The 18590-nt window shown below is 38.5% G+C and carries 13 protein-coding genes; 4 read left to right on the top strand and 9 right to left on the bottom strand.

Going from position 1 to position 18590, the window contains the following annotated elements:
- Positions 1-103 precede the first annotated feature (103 nt).
- A complete protein-coding gene (locus NYE35_RS05420; RefSeq protein WP_038568957.1) occupies positions 104-1315 on the bottom strand; it encodes an MFS transporter in 1212 nt (403 codons plus the stop codon).
- Positions 1316-1326: 11 nt separating this feature from the next.
- On the bottom strand, positions 1327-1779 hold the full coding sequence (locus tag NYE35_RS05415; protein ID WP_036676493.1) for a MarR family winged helix-turn-helix transcriptional regulator: 453 nt from the start codon (positions 1777-1779) through the stop codon (positions 1327-1329).
- A 281-nt stretch (positions 1780-2060) separates the two neighbouring features.
- Between NYE35_RS05415 and NYE35_RS05410 the strand changes: the two genes are divergently transcribed.
- Both NYE35_RS05410 and NYE35_RS05405 read left to right on the top strand, forming a co-directional pair.
- Positions 2061-2600 (top strand): NADPH-dependent FMN reductase, encoded by a 540-nt coding sequence (locus NYE35_RS05410; RefSeq protein WP_036676495.1) that lies wholly within the window; start codon positions 2061-2063, stop codon positions 2598-2600.
- A gap of 188 nt (positions 2601-2788) precedes the next feature.
- The gene (locus NYE35_RS05405; protein ID WP_341120323.1) at positions 2789-3697 is read left to right on the top strand and encodes an EamA family transporter; all 909 of its coding nucleotides are present in this window, start codon (positions 2789-2791) and stop codon (positions 3695-3697) included.
- Between the two features lie 67 nt (positions 3698-3764).
- Here NYE35_RS05405 and NYE35_RS05400 read toward each other — a convergent pair whose 3' ends face one another.
- The 4 genes from NYE35_RS05400 to NYE35_RS05385 form a co-directional block, all read right to left on the bottom strand.
- Positions 3765-4370 (bottom strand): flavin reductase family protein, encoded by a 606-nt coding sequence (locus NYE35_RS05400; RefSeq protein WP_076141936.1) that lies wholly within the window; start codon positions 4368-4370, stop codon positions 3765-3767.
- 17 nt (positions 4371-4387) lie between these two features.
- Positions 4388-5365: a ring-cleaving dioxygenase gene (locus tag NYE35_RS05395; protein WP_340950357.1), complete on the bottom strand. Its 978-nt coding sequence runs from the start codon at positions 5363-5365 to the stop codon at positions 4388-4390.
- Between the two features lie 297 nt (positions 5366-5662).
- Positions 5663-6871 carry an MFS transporter gene (locus tag NYE35_RS05390; protein ID WP_076104713.1) on the bottom strand — a complete coding sequence of 403 codons (1209 nt, stop codon included), beginning with the start codon at positions 6869-6871 and terminating at the stop codon, positions 5663-5665.
- 142 nt (positions 6872-7013) lie between these two features.
- Positions 7014-9242 carry an S-layer homology domain-containing protein gene (locus NYE35_RS05385; protein WP_341120320.1) on the bottom strand — a complete coding sequence of 743 codons (2229 nt, stop codon included), beginning with the start codon at positions 9240-9242 and terminating at the stop codon, positions 7014-7016.
- Positions 9243-9506: 264 nt separating this feature from the next.
- Here NYE35_RS05385 and NYE35_RS05380 point away from each other — a divergent pair, with 264 nt between their 5' ends.
- Complete coding sequence (locus NYE35_RS05380; RefSeq protein ID WP_036676503.1) at positions 9507-10484, top strand: tRNA dihydrouridine synthase; 978 nt, start codon at positions 9507-9509, stop codon at positions 10482-10484.
- Between the two features lie 380 nt (positions 10485-10864).
- On the opposite strand, the gene NYE35_RS05375 is transcribed toward NYE35_RS05380, so the two are convergent.
- The 3 genes from NYE35_RS05375 to NYE35_RS05365 are packed head-to-tail and all read right to left on the bottom strand — an operon-like array spanning position 10865 to position 16810.
- A complete protein-coding gene (locus NYE35_RS05375; RefSeq protein ID WP_341120318.1) occupies positions 10865-12115 on the bottom strand; it encodes a restriction endonuclease subunit S in 1251 nt (416 codons plus the stop codon).
- On the bottom strand, positions 12108-13733 hold the full coding sequence (locus NYE35_RS05370; protein WP_341120316.1) for an HsdM family class I SAM-dependent methyltransferase: 1626 nt from the start codon (positions 13731-13733) through the stop codon (positions 12108-12110). Before NYE35_RS05370 ends, NYE35_RS05375 begins: the two co-directional genes overlap by 8 nt.
- Positions 13730-16810 (bottom strand): type I restriction endonuclease subunit R, encoded by a 3081-nt coding sequence (locus tag NYE35_RS05365; protein WP_341120313.1) that lies wholly within the window; start codon positions 16808-16810, stop codon positions 13730-13732. The genes NYE35_RS05370 and NYE35_RS05365 overlap by 4 nt, the downstream gene beginning before the upstream one ends.
- A 432-nt stretch (positions 16811-17242) precedes the next feature.
- Here NYE35_RS05365 and radC point away from each other — a divergent pair, with 432 nt between their 5' ends.
- A complete protein-coding gene (radC, locus tag NYE35_RS05360) occupies positions 17243-17851 on the top strand; it encodes a RadC family protein (RefSeq protein WP_341120312.1) in 609 nt (202 codons plus the stop codon).
- Positions 17852-18590 lie beyond the last annotated feature (739 nt).

The following is an 18590-nucleotide window of genomic DNA, read 5'->3' as shown; positions in this document are numbered from 1 at the left end:
GCAGGGTCAAAGTCTATATTATAAGGGGGTTATGTGATTACTATAACCCTCTTAGCTTAAAATAATATGAATAGTAGATAAAGATTGGCTTAATCTCCGAACCCTATTGACTTAAGGTTGAAGGATTCACTCTAGCCTTGTTAATCTGAATTCCCACATACACGATAAGGAACAACACCATAAACCCAGCCGAATAACGATACATTATCCCATAATCAGTTGCTGCCGAGATTGCCCCCAGAATAATGGCTCCGCTGGCTACACCCAAATCCGTTGAGTTATAAAACATACTGTTGGCCATACCATATTGTGCAGGTGTTGAGGTGCGAAGCATCCAAGCCTGGATCGTTGGCTGAATAGCGCCGAAACCAAGTCCATATAGCAGTGCAGAAACGATGAGCATTGGCATAGAGGTCGTATAAGAAAGCACAGTTAAGCTTGCAACGACGCAAACCGCCGCCGGGATTAGGACAGAAGCTGGTCCTCTTTTATCAAATAATCTGCCGGAGATAGGTCTTATAATGATGATCGTAACCGCATTAAATAAAAAGAACAAACCCACTTGCTCCAGATGAACTGATTCGCCGAATAAAGCGATAAAGCTTAGCAATCCCCCGTAGGTAATTGCCAACATGACATTCAGAATGGCAGGCAATACTAACTTTGTATTAAACGGAACCTTGAGAGGTTTGGTGGATTCGCTTTGAGTTGGGGTTGGCTGTTTTTTCGGTTGTGCAGGAAGTGAACGAGAAAATAAAAGTACTGGAAAGGCAAGAAGTAAGGTTACCATACCAATCATAGCCAGTGTTCCAAAACCCGATTGTTTCATCACATTTAAGCCAATCATCGGACCGATCGACATCGCCAGGCTGGTAGATAAACCGAAATAACCTATCCCTTCACCCATTCTTTTGCTCGGAATAATCTGCGAAACAATCGTTGGAATAATCGTGCTGGCAATCCCGAATCCAATCCCATAGCCCACACGCATCAGCAGCAGCGAGCCAATGGAATCTGCTACAACATAAAGGCCGGTTATAGCGGCGGCAATTGCTAAGCCAATATATAATAATACATTGCGGCTAACCTTCCGCATCAGAAAAGCGGTCATAAAACGTGAAGCGATCGCAGTTAATGCAAAGACGCTGGTAACGAGGCTGACCATAATATCTCCGGCCTGAAATTCGCTTTTTACGTAAGACGGAAATGAAGATAACAACATCTGTAAATTCATAAATAAAAATAAAGCACTAATCGTTAAAGCAATAAAAGATTTGGTCCATAATTTCGTACGTAGTTCTTGTTGTTCTAACATAACTTGCCTTCCTACTCTCCATCTGTTATTTGATCTACATGATTGTTTATTCTTAGCAGCAATTCCATGAGCAACTCATATTCCTTACTAGAAATACAGTTCATAATCTCTTCTGTTACCTTATCTTCAATAGGAACGGTTTCCTTCACCAGAGACCTTCCTTTTTCCGTAATATAGACTTTAAAAGAACGCCGATCATTCTCGCCGGTTCTTTTGTAGATCAGTCCCTTTCCTTCTAAATGATCCAGAATTCGCGTTGTAGTTGGCTTATCCTTACCAGAGCGCTTAGCGATGTCCTTCTGAATCAGACCTTCCGTTCTGTCAATATGAAAAAGGACTGACCATTGCTCCGGTGTTATATCATGTTCTTTCAGCCCACTTTGAAATAACATGCTTAATTTACGATAAGTCGTGCCCATCATAAATCCTAAAGTAAGCTCGGATTGGTTATGCTTTGTCGTCATGATCGTATCCCTTCTCAATTAACACTGTTTTAATAGTTGCTCAAACAATTATATTCCTAACAACTAATTTTGTAAAGGTGAAGCAAAGCTATAAACTAACTATTATAAAGTTGCTTGACAAAGCACACTATGTGCGGTATTATTATCTCATATTAAAGATACTTAACTTAAAGACAACCAGAGTTTACTACTCTTGAGATAAATAATTTTTAAAGGTTGTGTACTTCATGGGATTTCTAGACAAACTATTTGGTAGAACAAAAATTGAGGAGGAACAAACAATGTCAAAATTAAACATCGGTATTATTCTCGGAAGTACTCGTCAAGGTCGTTTAAGCCCGCAAGTAGGAGAATGGGTTAAAAAGATTGCGGATGCACGCGGGGATGCTAATTATGAGATCATAGATATTGCAGACTTCAAGCTTCCACTATTGGGTGAGGCTGATGCAACTGAACAAGCAACAGCTTGGAACACTAAACTTGCTACACTAGACGGTTTCGTATTTATCGTACAAGAATATAACCACAGTATTTCTGCATCACTGAAAAATGCGCTCGATTATGCCCGTGAAGCTTGGAATAATAAAGCAGCAGGTATCGTAAGTTATGGTTCCGTAGGGGGCGCTCGTGCAGCTGAACATCTACGCGGAATCTTGGGAGAACTATCTGTAGCAGACGTTCGTGTACACCCTGCGTTGTCACTGTTCACTGATTTCGAGAACGGAACTGTGTTTAAACCAGCGGATCTGCATCTTACCAATCTTAATGGGATGCTGGATCAAGTCTTGGCTTGGAGTGGCGCATTGAAAACTCTACGTTAAGATAGAACGCCTTACGCCTCTGTTATGTTATGAAGTACACCCTTTAGAATAGACATTTGATAAACCTATGGTTTGTCCAGTCGATTCTTGAGGGTGTATTTTTTATGTGTGACGAAATGAGCACCCTGTGTAGAATCTAATCTGGTATAATCGGCGGGGATTTTAATCTACAGCAAGGAGCAATGATCATGTGGTTTATGTTTGCATTATTAACAGCCTTCGCTTGGGGAGGGGCTGACTTATTTTATAAAAAGGGGACCGATAGTCAGGATCGGTATAGCCATATTAAGATTGTCATTATCGTGGGGATAGTCATGGGTATTCACGCGACAGCTTATATGCTCATTCAAGGATTGACCTTTGATCCTATGGACTTAATCCGATATTTCCCTGTGTCTGCACTCTATATCCTGTCGATGGCAGTTGGTTATATTGGACTTAGATATATTGAGTTATCCATTGCCTCCCCCGTACAAAATTCATCTGGCGCTGTAACGACGATATTATTATTTATCTTTTTCACCCATGAGCTAGGGGCGCTTGAAATCGTTGGTGTTGCCGTTATCACCTTGGGCATTATCGGGATCGCCATCTTGGAAAAGAAAGCAGAACACCAAGCGCTTCAAAAAAGTGCCGCACAGATTGATAAAAAATATCAGATTGGTGTGATCGCCATCATTTTTCCAATCCTATACTGCCTAATCGATGGACTTGGCACCTTTGCCGATGCTATTTATTTGGATGAACTCAGCCTGATTAGTGAAAAAGCAGCTCTGCTCGCGTATGAATACACCTTCTTTATATGTGCCATCTTGTCTTTTACATACCTGAAATTTTTAAAAAAGGTAAAGTTCAACCTATTTAAAGAACGGGATAAGGGCTTCGCAGCCATTCTGGAAACGACCGGACAATTCTTCTACGTATTTGCTATGTCCAGCAACGCCAATATCGCGGCACCACTTATTGCTTCATACAGCATTTTTTCCGTAATATTATCGCGCATCTTCCTCAAAGAAAAACTAAGCAAGGCACAATATGCCGTTATTATCGTTGTGATTCTAGGGATTGCTTTGTTGGGGATTGCGGACGAGCTGTAGCTGCGGTACACAAAAAGACCTGCTAAGTAGGCTTCATTGCTTACTAGCAGGTCTATTCTAAAGTTGCCTATTCCGGCCTATCTATGGTAAAAATCTCTCCAAGGGTTGCGTAATTATTTCCCGCCAAGCGGCTCACAGCGTTTAGAACTCTCGGGTCAATGCGCCCCTCCTGATAGATCGATTCATCGATATGGAATTGAACAATTTCGCCAATAAACAAATCACTCCCGGGTTCTTCGCCCCCTAGCGGAATTGCTTGAACAAGCTTGCACTCCATCCGCACCTTCGCCTCCAAAACGCCAGGCACAGCTACACTTGTACTTTGAATCGGTGTAAGATTCGCCAATTCAATTTCACTTTCAGAAGCAGGTAATGTGGCTGCAGTCTGATTGATCTTCGCTACATTCTCCTCATCTACAATATGCACAACAAACTGTTGATTATCGTAAATATTACGGGCCGTATCTTTTAAACGGCCTGCTGGTCTTTGAATAGCCAATGAAACCATTGGAGGATTAGACGAAACGATATTAAAATAGCTAAAAGGTGCACCATTTAAGAGCCCCTCTTCTGATTGTGTTGTGACAAAGGCTATAGGTCTAGGAATAATAGTGCCAATTAATAATTTGTAATTTTCCCGCTCACTGTTGTGCTTTGGATCAATTGAAATCAATTTCCTCAGCCCCTTCTTCACTCTTTCACAAAGTCGATCGTACTTCTAACGGTATCAATAGGACGGACTAACTTCTCAATTTGCTCACGTTTAGGTTCCAAGAAAGGTGGCAAAGAAAGCTTCTCGCCAACGGTTTCATATTCCTCATCTCCCATAAATCCAGGCCCGTCAGTGGCAAGCTCAAACAATATTTGTGGTGCAACACGTGTATACAACGACTCGAAGAAGTGACGATCTACATATCCTGAAGTTTGGAATCCAAAGCCTTCAAAACGCTCTGTCCACTCGTCCAGCATCGCACGATCCTCTACACGGAATGCAGCGTGGTGAACAGTCCCAAAACCTTGGCGTGAATTCGGTAAGAACTCATTATGCTCTACAATAATTTGTGCACCGTTTCCGCCTTCGCCAACTTCAAATAAATGATATGTCTCTTCCTGAGCAATTTCTTTAAACAACATCACTTTCTCCAATACTTCTTTGAAGTAGTTGAAATCAGCAATTCGTACAAAAATCGGTCCCAAGCCAGTTATTGCATACTCCAAAGGGATAGGTCCTTTTTGCCACGGTGTACCTGATATGACACCTTTATTCAATTCATCTGAAATAAGTTGATACTGCTGATCATCAAAATCTACGAAGGATAATGTCTTTTTGCCGAATTGCTCTTTAATGCCGGTATGCTTCACTTCAAGCCGATCAAAACGCTTAACCCAGTAGTCTAATGCAGCATCTGTTGGTACCCTGAAGGATGTCTTCGCAATCTCGTTAGTTCCATGAACACCCTTAGGGATGTTAGGAAAATCAAAGAAGGTCATATCTGTTCCGGCGCTGCCCTTATCATCTGCAAAAAACAAATGATACGTCTGAATATCATCTTGATTGACTGTTTTCTTCACTAGACGCATACCTAATACGTAAGTAAAAAACTCGTAATTTTTCTCTGCGCTGCTTGTGATGGCTGTAACGTGGTGAATCCCTTTTAAGTTTCTCATTGTTATACACTCCTAATGTTTAGTTGATTTTGACTCGTAATATAATTCCCAAGAATAAGAAGGTTTAGTTTAATTATCTTAATGTTAAGATATTACTTAAAAAAAGATCTTTTCTACTGGGCAAGCTCCTTAGCGGATACCACCGAGACTTTTTATCTTTACTTCAATTATCTTTAATTTAAGATAAGTTTAGCACTGAATCTATAGGAAGTCAACGCTTTGCAGCTTATTGTTATAAAAAAGCTTCACACAAGTTCAATGAACTCGTATGAAGCCGGGATATCTTATATCATCTCATTAGGTTAAGTTATGATGCTGAGTGATGACCGCTGCTTGGCTTTGATGATCCATCTTATAACATATCAAGGTAATCACACATGCCAATATTGCCAGAATGGCAGCAGCTACAGGAAGAGAGATTAATCCTCCATGCCCGGCAACCACTCCACCGATCGCAGACCCGCCTGCAATTCCCAGGTTTGAGGCTACTGGATTCAAGGAAGCAGCAAGATCCTTCGTTTTTGGTGAGAACTGCTTAGCTAAGTCAATCAAATAGAGCTGCGCAGGTGCGCTCACAATACTCGACATCATGGCCAGAGCCATTAGCACAATCATTCCAAGAATGGAAACAGATGCGGTCATACTAAAGATAACATAGACAACAGCTTGAATAAGAAATACGAATCTTAGCTTACTTACCGCATTCCCGGTCGCAACTTTGCCACCAATCCAGTTGCTGACAATCGTGGCAATCCCGTAGGCAAACAGCACGCCGCTAACCGAGCTTTTAGGAACATTCATGACTTGCTCCAGTATAGGTGTAATGTAAGTGTACATCACAAATACGGCTCCCACTGCGGTAACCGGAATGAGAAATGCAAGAATAATGCGGCCGTTTGTGAGCAATCCAATCTGATCTTTGAGTGAGCTAGGCACAGGTTTCGGTAATTGGCGTGGAATATAAATATAATTTAGAACTATGGCAACTCCAGCTAATATCCCATTCAGAACAAACGCTGCTGGCCAATTAAAAAACTGCCCTACAAAAGTACCGATCGGCACACCAAAAACATTTGCAATAGCAAAACCACTCAAAATTGTAGCAATCGCTTTGCCTCTCTTCTCCTGATCAACCGCTTCATTCGCTACCGTAATGGCTACAGAAAGAACAAAGCCACATAGTATGGCAGTAACTATTCTAGTCACCAGCAGCATACTGTAAGTTCCAGTTACAGCACTCCACAAATTCAGCAGCAGAATCAATACAAGTGATACAAGAATCGTAATCCGTTTCGGAACACGGCTGCACAAGGACATCATAATTGGTGTGCCAATGGCATAAGAAATCGCGAAGCCAGATACCAAGCCTCCGGCTGTCGCAAGCGTAACTCCGAGGCTTGAGGATATTTCAGAGAGTAAACCAACAATAATATACTCCGTCGTACCCAGAATAAAAGCCATAAAAGTAAACGAGAAAATCAATGCGTTCTGACGTGTTGTTTTCATGGTGCTCTCCATCCTGTTTATCTCTATTTTTATATGAACATACCTTACTCATAATAATCATTTAGACTATATTGAGCAATCCTATTTTTCATAAAAAAAGAAGCTTCCCACAAGTTCAAAGAACTCATGAGAAACTTCTAGTTTAAGCCGGTGGCAAAATAATTAAGGTAATGACTTGTTCCTCGGAATAAGATCTGGCTGTTCCAGGTCCATCCGCATCGGCTTTGAACTTAATGAGATAGGTCCCGGGTGCCGGCATCACTTTATTATGAAGTTCAAAAGCGATATCCGAAACACCTATGTTACTTCCTGTGAAAGTTAACGTATGCCCATTATTGCTAATTTGATCACTCGTCGGATGTGTCCATCCACTAATGGTATAATAGTCGTTTGTGGTAAAGATCATGCCTTCCAACGTTACCTGAATTTCAGCATTCGTAAAGCTTTCTCCGGAGAAAAAGTCGAAGCGAATGCGCGATTGTGTAGAACCCGTTATCAGTTGTTTTGTTTTTGAACCGCCGTCTCCGTCAAAACCATATATAGAGCTAGTAACCGTAGGTGTGGTCAGAACACCATTAACAAGCTCAATTGTGACCGCATGCGCAGCGTTCTTCGTTGATTCATTATTGGATGAATCCTTAGCGGTAATCACGAAACGATACGTTCCTGCGTTCAGATCCCCAATATTGGCTGCACTCACAGATCCATCTGCTGCACTGGTGCCTAATGCGATGGCTGTTCCCAATTCATCGGCATCTACTTCACCGTTCTCATTCGCATCCGTCCACAGGTAGGCTTGTACTGCTGCTCCTTGCTCGCCAATAGCTCCCGCTAACCCGCGAAGCTGATCTTGTGTCCCGTTATAGTTGTCGATCGCCTCGAACTTGGCTGCGTCCACTACTGGTGCACTCGTATCCGGAACTTCGTTTTTGCTCAAGGTCACCGTAACCGCATGTGCAGCTTTCTTCGCCGATTCATTATTGGATGAATCCTTAGCGGTAATCACGAAACGATACGTTCCTGCGTTCAGATCACCAATATTGGCCGCACTTACAGATCCGTCTGATGCACTAGTGCCTAATGCGATGGCTGTTCCTAACTCATCGGCATCTACTTCATTGTTCTCATTCGCATCCGTCCACAGGTAGGCTTGTACTGCTGCTCCTTGCTCGCCAATGGCTCCCGCTAACCCGCGAAGCTGATCTTGTGTCCCGTTGTAGTTGTCGATCGCCTCGAACTTAGTTGCGTCCACTACCGGTGCAGTCGTATCCGGAACATCGTTTTTGCTTAAGGTCACCGTAACCGCATGTGCAGCTTTCTTCGCTGATTCATTATTGGATGAATCCTTAGCGGTAATCACGAAAGTATACGTTCCTGCGGTTAGATCCCCAATATTGGCCGCACTCACAGATCCATCTGCTGCACTAGTGCCTAATGCGATGGCTGTTCCCAATTCGTCGGCATCTACTTCATTGTTCTCATTCGCATCCGTCCACAGGTAGGCTTGTACTGCTGCTCCTTGCTCGCCAATGGCTCCCGCTAACCCGCGAAGCTGATCTTGTGTCCCGTTGTAGTTGTCGATCGCCTCGAACTTGGTACTTTCAACCACAGGTGCATTTGTATCTGAATTACTGCTATGCTCACTTTGCGAAGACGAAGACCCTCCAACAACAGGAGTAGGCACTGTTACCGGTTCTTTACTCGGTTGAGCAGTTGGGGTGGAAGCGGGCTGCTCAGTGTTTCCGTTCTCCTTAAACTTCAGAAACTTAGAAGCTACTAGAGCTACGGCCTGACGATCTACTTTGGTATCAGGATTAAAAAAATTATTATATCCTGTAATCAATCCATATTCCACAGCGGCAGCTATAAAATCCTTAGAATAATCAGCAATTTGGCTACTATCAGCAAATTGCAAAGTTCCAGCTTTACCCGTAGGATTGACTCCCAATGCTCTCACGAACATGACGACCATATCCTGACGTGATAAATTTTGCCCCGTACCGAAAAGATTACTGCCTGTACCCTTAATCAATCCGGCTTTGACAGCTGCCTCCACATAGCTGTATGCGTAGTTGCTTGTGGGAACGTCCAGAAAGGTTGGCAGTGCAGGAGGGTTCGAAACATCCAGCTTTAATGTCTTTGCTAAAATAATTGCAAAATCCTGCCTTGTAATATTCGACGTAGGATAGAACTTACTCTCTCCAACACCGGTCACTATCCCCTGATCGAATAGCTCAACAATCGCTTTCTTTGCATATGAGCCATCAATATCAATAAAGGAAGCAGCTGCCGATCCTTTGGTCGGCATAATGATAGGGCTTGATAATACAGCAGCAGCCAATATAGAGCTTATCCATTGCTTTTTGTTCACTTGCTTATCCCCCTGTTCTTTGGTTGCGTTATGTCGTTTGTCTATAATCGATTCGTTAACACGATTCGACTTTATATTACAAACTTTTCATCTACAGGATTATAACAAGTATCAATAAACAGATTATAAACAAATAGCCATGGAAGAACATTCTCACATCATTGATTCTGTGCATCAAACGAAAAAAAATGATACTATGTATGATGGGTATAGGACTTTGCTATCCTTATATCGTTTTTATATATTACAACAAGAGGAGATATTATGAGTAACGAACAAAACTTTTGGCTGGATTTACCGAAGCCGTTTTTTATATTAGCACCCATGGAAGATGTCACAGATGTTGTATTTCGTCACGTCGTTAGTGAAGCTGCAAAACCCGACGTATTTTTCACAGAATTCACAAATACAGAAAGCTATTGTCACCCTGTAGGAAAAGACAGTGTGCGTGGTCGATTAACGTTCACAGAAGATGAGCAACCGATTGTCGCTCATATTTGGGGTGATAAACCTGTATTTTTTGAACAAATGAGCATTGATATGAAAAAACTTGGTTTTCGTGGTATCGATTTAAACATGGGATGCCCAGCACAAAACGTCGCATCCAATGGAAAAGGTGCTGGATTAATAAAACATCCTGAGGTAGCAGCAGAAATTATTCAAGCAGCAAAAGCAGGCGGATTACCGGTTAGTGTTAAAACAAGATTGGGTTACTCTGATGTTGACGAGTGGCGCGATTGGCTGGGACATATATTGAAACAAGATATTGCCAATCTTTCCATTCACCTTCGTACAAAAAAAGAGATGAGTAAAGTAGAGGCACACTGGGAATTAATCCCTGAAATAAAAAAGTTACGCGATGAAATTGCTCCAAATACGTTGTTAACTATTAATGGAGATATTCCTGACCGCGCAACAGGATTAAAATTAGTAGAACAATACGGCGTTGATGGAGTCATGATTGGCCGCGGTATTTTCACCAATCCATTTGCCTTTGAAAAAGAACCTAAAGAACACAGCGCGAAGGATTTTCTCAATTTACTTCTTTTACAGTTGGATCTTCACGATAAATATTCAAATGAACTTGAGCCACGTTTATTTAAACCACTTCTTCGCTTTTTCAAAATCTATGTTCGTGGATTTAGAGGCGCAGGTGAACTAAGAAACCAATTAATGGATACAAGATCAACTGATGAAGTACGTCGGTTAGTAAAAACTGTTTTAGAGCAAGAATTAGATTAAATTATACCCACAAAAAAATGAGAGACCTCTCAAAAGTTCAATGAACTTATGAAAGGTCTCTCATTTTTGTACTATGTGGTCAAATGGTGTTTCCTCTCAAGGAAACTCATCATCGAATTGCTTCGATAATGATTTCCTTACATCATGCCGCCCATGAGACATGGTGAGTTTTATGTGTTTTCCGACTCTTTTCTTGAGTTTTAAGTCCGCTATTCAATAAAAAACATTCCTTTAAGTCCAGTGTCAAATGATACGTCCGCAGTGTTCGTGGTCAAAATGTGGTCAAGTAGTGGTCGGACAATAAATTTAATAGTTATTACAAACATGTGTTGTATACGGTAACATAGGTTGATTGAACGTCATAAGGATAATGAGATGACTCAGTTTTCTAATCCAGCTACTTCCACCTGCCCATTCATCAACATCGGGAGAAGCCAGTCTCGAAGCTCAGAAAGTTGTTGATTTTCAAGTTCAATTTTATTCTGTTTCTCAAAAACAGGATTCATTGTCTTTTGATATTGATTCAATATATCTTTATCTGGTTTAACAACTTTCAATGAGAATAAATCATCTTTTGTGATTGAGCCAAAGGTTGTTCCATCTACATTACGTCTGTCAAATATTTGCTTTAGATCTGTCATTGCTCCAAAAAGATAAGCAATGCAATTATCTTTACTATTTAATGCAGCAAGTCCACGTCCTATACAACAGTTTTCCTTTGCAACATTTAATGTTCCAACAGGTGCTCGTACACTCAGTAGAATATCGCCTTCTTTGGCAAAACGTTTGGGTTGTGTTGTAAATTGGCGTGTAATTGGAAAACGATTTCCGAAGTCCGTACATCCTTGAAAGAATATCATTCCTTCACCTTTTTTGTTATACGACTCCCCAGGAGGTGATTGCCCCATTGTAATATTTGCGATATCACTTAATACTCCATCTGTCCAACCCACAGGAATTTCACGCCCTAACTTATCGTTCCATTCCATTTTCCCACCACTTGTTTTGTACGGTTTTCCGTTCTTATCAGGAAAATCAAACTGCACAAACCAATAGTCATAAATAGTTTTTGCAAGCTTTTCAAGCTCTTTATTTATTTTATTATTTAAAATTTTCTTTTCTTCTAATTCAAATAAAAAATCACCTATTTTCATTTGTGTTTGATAATCTGGAAGGTGTACTTTTAAATATGAAAATATATTTTCATTAAAACTAGCTCTTAATGTCATAGTTGCATTGTTATTAATTATTTTTCTAAAGTACTCGCTTCTAAGATAAAATCCCATGAATTTTTCATACGTAATTTCCTTTTGAATAGGTCTTAACCTTTTTGCAAAGCCACTAAATGTAGCCTCAGGATAATCTTTTAATGATACTGAACTCATCGCAAGTTCATTTAATGTTTCACTTGTTCTTGTTAAAAACACATCCCCTTTTTTAATTGAATATTTTTCCTGTTCTTCCTTTGATGAATTCATATAATCTGTAAGTTCTTCAGGAATAAAATAATTATTAAATATAGTGCTAAATGATAAAAATGGCGAACCATGACCTGCTTGTTCAGGATTACTTGAAATACCTGAGCTCATCTTATACAGTTCACTAAATTTAAAAGTATTGAAACTACCCATATTTCAGTGCCTCCAACTGCTTCGAAATTTCTTCCTCTAAAGCCTTGGATTCTGAAAAGTACCCTATTAAATTACTTTTAATTTCTGATATTTTCCTTTCGAATTCTGCTTCAGTAATATCGACATACTCAATCTTTGTCTCAAAGTATTGCCCAGCACTAAAAGAATAGTGTTTCTCTTTAATCTGATCATAAGAAACAACTACTGTAAAGTCTTCCACTGCATCTCGATTATTAAAAGTGTTGATAATTAAATCCTCTTCTTCTTGTGAGAGTAGTGTTTTTTGATTCTTGCCATCTTTTATGGTGGTACCGAGTTTTGTAGCATCCATTAGTACAATGTCGCCCTCTTCATTTGTTCTATCAATAAAAATGACCGAAACATTCGTACCCGTGGTAGCAAAAATATTACTGGGCATAGAAACCACACCCCGAAGCATTTTCTCTTCAACTAACTTCTCCCGTATTTTCTTTTCAATGCCACTTTGTGCCGTAATAAATCCTGTCGGCACTACAATTGCAGCCTTCCCCTTCGATGACAGCGAATAAATGATGTGCTGGATAAATAACAGATAAATGGCCATCTTGTCTTTATCTTTTTTAGGCACGTTTGGTATACCTGCAAAAAAACGATCATGGTTCTGCTTTGTATCAAGGTCATTTCTATAATCGCTAAAATCCAGCTTAAAAGGAGGATTAGAAACAATGTAATCGAAGGTCATCAACTTATCACCTACTTTGTGATAGGGCGCAATCATTGTATTTCCTTGTATGATGTTTTGTATAGAGTGTACTAAGTTATTCAAAATCAGATTCAAACGCAACATACTGCTCGACTTCTGCGAAATATCCTGTGAATAAATAGTACAGCGGTCTTCACCAATGGCATGTGCCAAGTTCATCAGCAATGTTCCCGAACCAGCTGAAGGATCATAGCAAGTTACATTGCTCACTGGTTGATCTACCAATATAGAAGCCATAATTTTTGCAACTGCATGCGGTGTGTAATACTCTGCATACTTGCCCCCACCATCTTTGTTGTAATCTTTAATCAAGTATTCAAAAATGGTAGAGAAAAAATCGAACTTCTGATTGAAAATTTTTTCAAAGCTAAAATTCACCAACTGATTAATTATTGCACGGCAAAAGTTATCTCGTTGAGAGCTATCAGTGATATAATTACTCAATTCATCAAACAAAGTAATTTTTGCTCCTGTACCTGTTTTTACTGAAAAAATGTCATTGTTGAAAATGGCTATATCACGAAGAGTATCATCAAATAATTTGGCAAACTCTTCAGAAGCCTGTTTGTTATACAGATAAGATAAATAATGCTCCCTTTTTAACTTTGCACTATCTGGATTCATCCGAAGAAGTAACATCTCATATTGGTCGTCAGAGTATTTTATTATTTCCTGTTCCCAATTCTCTGAACTTCTGAGTTTGGGCTCAAGCTCTTTTACCTCATAGCCGAACTTATCATTCATAAATTTATACAAAAACACCTGTGTGATGATTTTAAATTCATTTCCATCATTCCCTAAGCCATAAGAGGTACAAACACCCTTTAGGTTATCAATGAGATCTTTTGTATGCTGAGTAAAATCTTGTGTCATCATGCTGTTACTCCCTTATATTCGTTCACGTATTCTTTTACCAAACAATTATTAATGTATTTTGCAGATTCAGGATTTAACTCGATATTGGTTTTGGTAAAACCTCCAATAACCGTTTGAATCATCAACTTATCAAAATAGCTTTCGTTATCTAGTAATTTAGCATTTATCAATACTTTCTCATCAGCGTGTTTCTTTATATCTAATAACGTCTCACATATTTCGCTTTCTCTTTTCGAAATGCTCCCCTTTTCTATAATGCGTTTATGAATACGGGCATATTTAACGTCATTTTTATATTTCGCTTTTAGTAAGTTATTTTTACGGTTAAGCTCAGTTATTTTATCATATATTTGCTGCAAAGAACCAATATTGCTTTTCATTTCATCCTGAGATATTTCATTCAGATTCTTTTTTGCAAACAAACGTTTAAGTTCCTCGTATAAAGAAACGAATTCCGGATCATTTTTGTCAAAATTAGAGCCCAGTGCTTCACGGGTTTTGCGAAGCGTATCTTTAAGTTGATCTGCAATTACTAGTTCATCTTCTGAGACCTTTCGAAACATAAACAGCACATTCTCTAAAGCGACATTTAGTAGATTAGTGGTATCCGTGCTATTCTGTAAAGATTCCTTAAGATTCAGCAATTCCAAGTGTCTCGTGGCTTCGTTATAAAGCTGATTTAGTTTCTTAAAGTCAACTTTCTCCAATAGATCTGTATGATCATATATACGTATTATATTGTAAAGATTTTTTGTGTTCTCTAAAACCCTTTTTATCTCTAGAACTTTTTTCCGATCTTCAATTTGACTTATTTGCCGAGAGAATATTTCCGCATTATTTAAATCAAAATGAAAAAGCTTTTCCTTTATCTCCTTTATTTCTTCTTCAATCTCTTCTCTCGATTTAAACAGGTTGGAATATGTATGCATTTCATCACCAAGCTCTGCTTGTAACTCATCAAAATACGCTTTATTGGTTGCATCAAACTCTTTGCGTATGTCTGCAAAGTCTACGACAAATCCATATTTGAATTTTTTATACGGTCTGTTCACCCTCGTTAAGGTTTGTAATAAATTGTGATCTTTGATAAGTCGTCCTATATATAGTTTCTTTAATCTCTTGGCATCAAAGCCTGTAAGTAACATATTGTAAACGAAAAGAAAGTCAATCTTACCTTCTTTAAAGTCGTCCACTTCTTTTTTTCGTTCCTCTTTAGTCCCTACATCATGTAATATTAAAGAGGCTGTTAGGGCTTTGTTTTGTCTTTTCTGATAATTTCCATATTCAGCAACTCGCTCAGCGACCATTAAGTTAGGTTGTACTGGCTCTACTGTTTTTTGGGTTGGATTATACTTACTGATGAAAATCTCAAATAATTTTCTTGCTTGATTAGCGCTATCGCATACAACCATAGCACCAATTGTATGGTCACCGAATCGTATTCTACTATTCATGAAGTCTTTAACAATGTAATCAATCATGGGTTCAACAAACTTCTCGTGGGCATAAATATAGCGTTTATCTACATCACCCTTAAGGATTTCAACTTCTTTTAGCGCCTGCTCTAGTTGAATCTTAAAATTCGTCTCAATGCCTTCGCGTACCAACTTTAGTGTATAACCATCAGCTATCGAGGCATTGTAATAATATTTGTGAATATAGTCTCCAAAGGTATCACGAGATCGTCTATCCCTTCCAATAAGAGGAGTTCCAGTTAGGCCTATGAGAATAGCATTTCTGTCAGAATTATAGAGGTTAGCTAGAAAGCTACCTGTTGGATTATAACTTCGGTGTACTTCATCCAAAAAATATACTCTTTGTGTGTTAATATCATAGTCATTATTTTTCAGTATATCAGTATCATCATAAAATTTCTGAATGTTGACAACAGTAATCTCCGGTTTTCCACTCAAGTTATGAATAGCCTGTTTTAATCTAAAGTTTCTAACCAACTCATCTTTTGAATCAACCGTATGAACAATTAAACCACGACTTGAAAATTCCCTTTTCGCTTGATTCATTAGGTCAATGCGGTCAACAATAAAATAGAATTTAGGTATGATTCCCTTATTTTGAAAATAATCTGTTAAGTAATGAACATTGTAGAATGATAGTGCCGTCTTTCCACTCCCTTGAGTGTGCCAAATAATCCCTTTCTTTATTCCTTCTTCAAGATTCCTTTCAATCGCTTTTGTCGCAAACAATTGAGGGTAACGCATTATATGCCTCTCTAATCCTGTTTCGCTTTTCACATAAGCAAGACTATATTTTAACAACATAGCAAAACGATCTTTATAAAATAAAGATGTTAGTATCCGATTGGTTGGCGTATTTATTTCTTTATTGGTAATGAATTCTGGAGAGTGCTTAATTGATGTAAGGTTGTTATCCTTCAATACAAAATTCTCTAGTTGATCATCTTCTTGTCTTAGTAGTGTTGAACAATCTAACTCTTCTTCCTCTCTGAAACTATTAAAGTTAGCATTAGAATAGGAGGCGGTAGAGTAGAATGCTCCTTGTATAGGTTCAATTGATTCCAGATCATATTCCATATTATTCGAAAAAACAAGGACTTGCGAAATGTTGATAAATTTTCGGAACTTACTATTTTTAAACCTTGTGTTAATTCTATCCCTTTCAGCAAGAATTCCTTCGTGATTATTCGGCTTTTTAACTTCGATAAATGCAAGTGGCATACCATTTACTAATAATGTAATATCAGGTCTAAATTCATCATCGCCATTTTTATATGGTAGCTCTGTAACTACATTGAATGAATTATTACTAAAATTTTTAAAATCAATAAGCTTAATTCCTGCTGTAGAAGTGAGCATATCGTAAAAGGCTTCTCCCAAGTCTTCATTGTCTAAGGCTAATGACACATCCTCAAAAACCCTTGTTAAGTCAATATCACTAACGTCGGAATTAATACGATTAATGCTATCATAAAAAATATCAGTAAAAATATTGGTACTTACATCCCATTTGACCTTGGACAATGATAAATAGTTGTATCCTAATCTACATAAATGTAGTATAGCTGGTATTTTAACTCTTGTATTTTCGTTAAAAGCCATATTAATATCCACTCCTTGAAATTATTATATCTCGTCGTCTAGAGCAATTACCTTCCAAAGGATTTATTAATATCTATGCTAAGTTACGGTCATTATTTGTCACATCGTATTCCAGTGCCTAGTTCTGTAGACATATATTCCACAAAATTATGAGTTTATCCTTTTTTAATAATTCATTTATTTAATCATATTAATAATTACTACTAATTTCATCAGCAAGTATATGATATCTTTACCGTAAACTCACTCCCTTCATCTCTATATTATTTATTGGAGTAAGAAGAATGTACAGAATGGAGAGGATTAATAATCCAACAAATGTTGAAACATAATGATTTCTAATATGTATTTTCCCTGAGTCGAGCATAATACATTTGCTCGGCTCTTTCTTTTTGTCAAATATCCTTATCCCTTGAATGGAGGAATCGTCTCATGCTCAATGATCCATCACCCGATTATAAATCCTTAGTCAGCAATCTCATTTGTGAAAGCCCAAATGGCTATATAGTAGAACAACTCATCTCCATGTACCCTACTCCAAAAGATTTATTGGATGCTAGTGTATCTGAGCTTACCTCACTCAAAGGTATAGGTAAAGTCAAAGCACGACAAATTGTTTCAGCGCTAAAAATTGGGCATATCATATCCCTCACTTCTGAGCCAATCAACAAGATTAAGACACCTATGGATATCTACAAGCTCATGGTGCCTACCTTTACAAATTTAAATAAGGAGCACTTTGTTTGCTTGTTTTTGAATACCAAGAATATGGTTCTGGGCTGGGAAACTATCTCGATTGGCTCTCTCAATTCTTGCATTGTCCATCCGAGAGAGGTATTTCGTCCTGCCATTAAGCGTAGCAGTGCTTCTATTGTATGTGTTCACAATCGTCCTAGCGGTAATCCTGAACCAAGTGAAGAGGATGTATCCATCACAAAACGATTACAGGAGGCTGGAATGACAATAGGAATCGATGTACTAGATCACGTTATCATTGGTCATCAATCCTATGTAAGCTTAAAAGAACGAGGACTGATGTGATTGTAGGCATCAGTCCTCGTTTAATTTGTGGAGGTATCAATTTACTATGGCAACAGCCTAAAAATTTCAAGATTAACTTTTAGTCCAAACTGAAAATCTATCCTATGAAGATTGGCTTACGCAGCGATGTAATGGAATAGGCAGTTTCTATCTATCAGAAATTTATGGCTAATCCAACAAGAATACGTAATTGTGCAAAACCAATTGTAACGAATAGCTCTATGTCATTGATGACAAGTAGAAAATCTACGATATTGTGCGCTGACGAACATAAAACATGCTTCAATAGCCTAACGCAGTATTTTACGTTTGAAATATATATTATAGCTATAGACACGTTGACACTATGCTAGATAGTGGTCGTCCGTTAAGTGCGGAACATAGTGATGCAGGCTCATAGAGAAAAATAGGCATCATTCAATAAGAAGGGCTCCCCCCATTACACCGCTTAGTTACATTGGGATAGCGCCACTATATTTAGAAAGATACTGCTGGTATTATTTCATACATACATACATTCATTTATTTAGCGGTTTTAACATATTAAGCGTACTTGGAAATTGCCATATCGATAAAATCACACATGGTATGAAAGAAGTTCAGGATTATGAGCTAGATGAATCAAGAAAGTGTTTTAATCCTATATCTTACGTTAGCAACAGACTAAAATATAAGTGAATCATAAGCAAATATAATCAATTAAGGTGAAACAAAAGCAACATAGGTATAAATCAATCAA

The sequence above is a fragment of the Paenibacillus sp. FSL L8-0494 genome (genome assembly GCF_038003695.1).
GTDB lineage: Bacteria > Bacillota > Bacilli > Paenibacillales > Paenibacillaceae > Paenibacillus_AQ > Paenibacillus_AQ odorifer.
The sequence above is the reverse complement of the archived record's forward strand: the minus strand, read 5'-3'. Positions and strand labels throughout refer to the sequence as shown.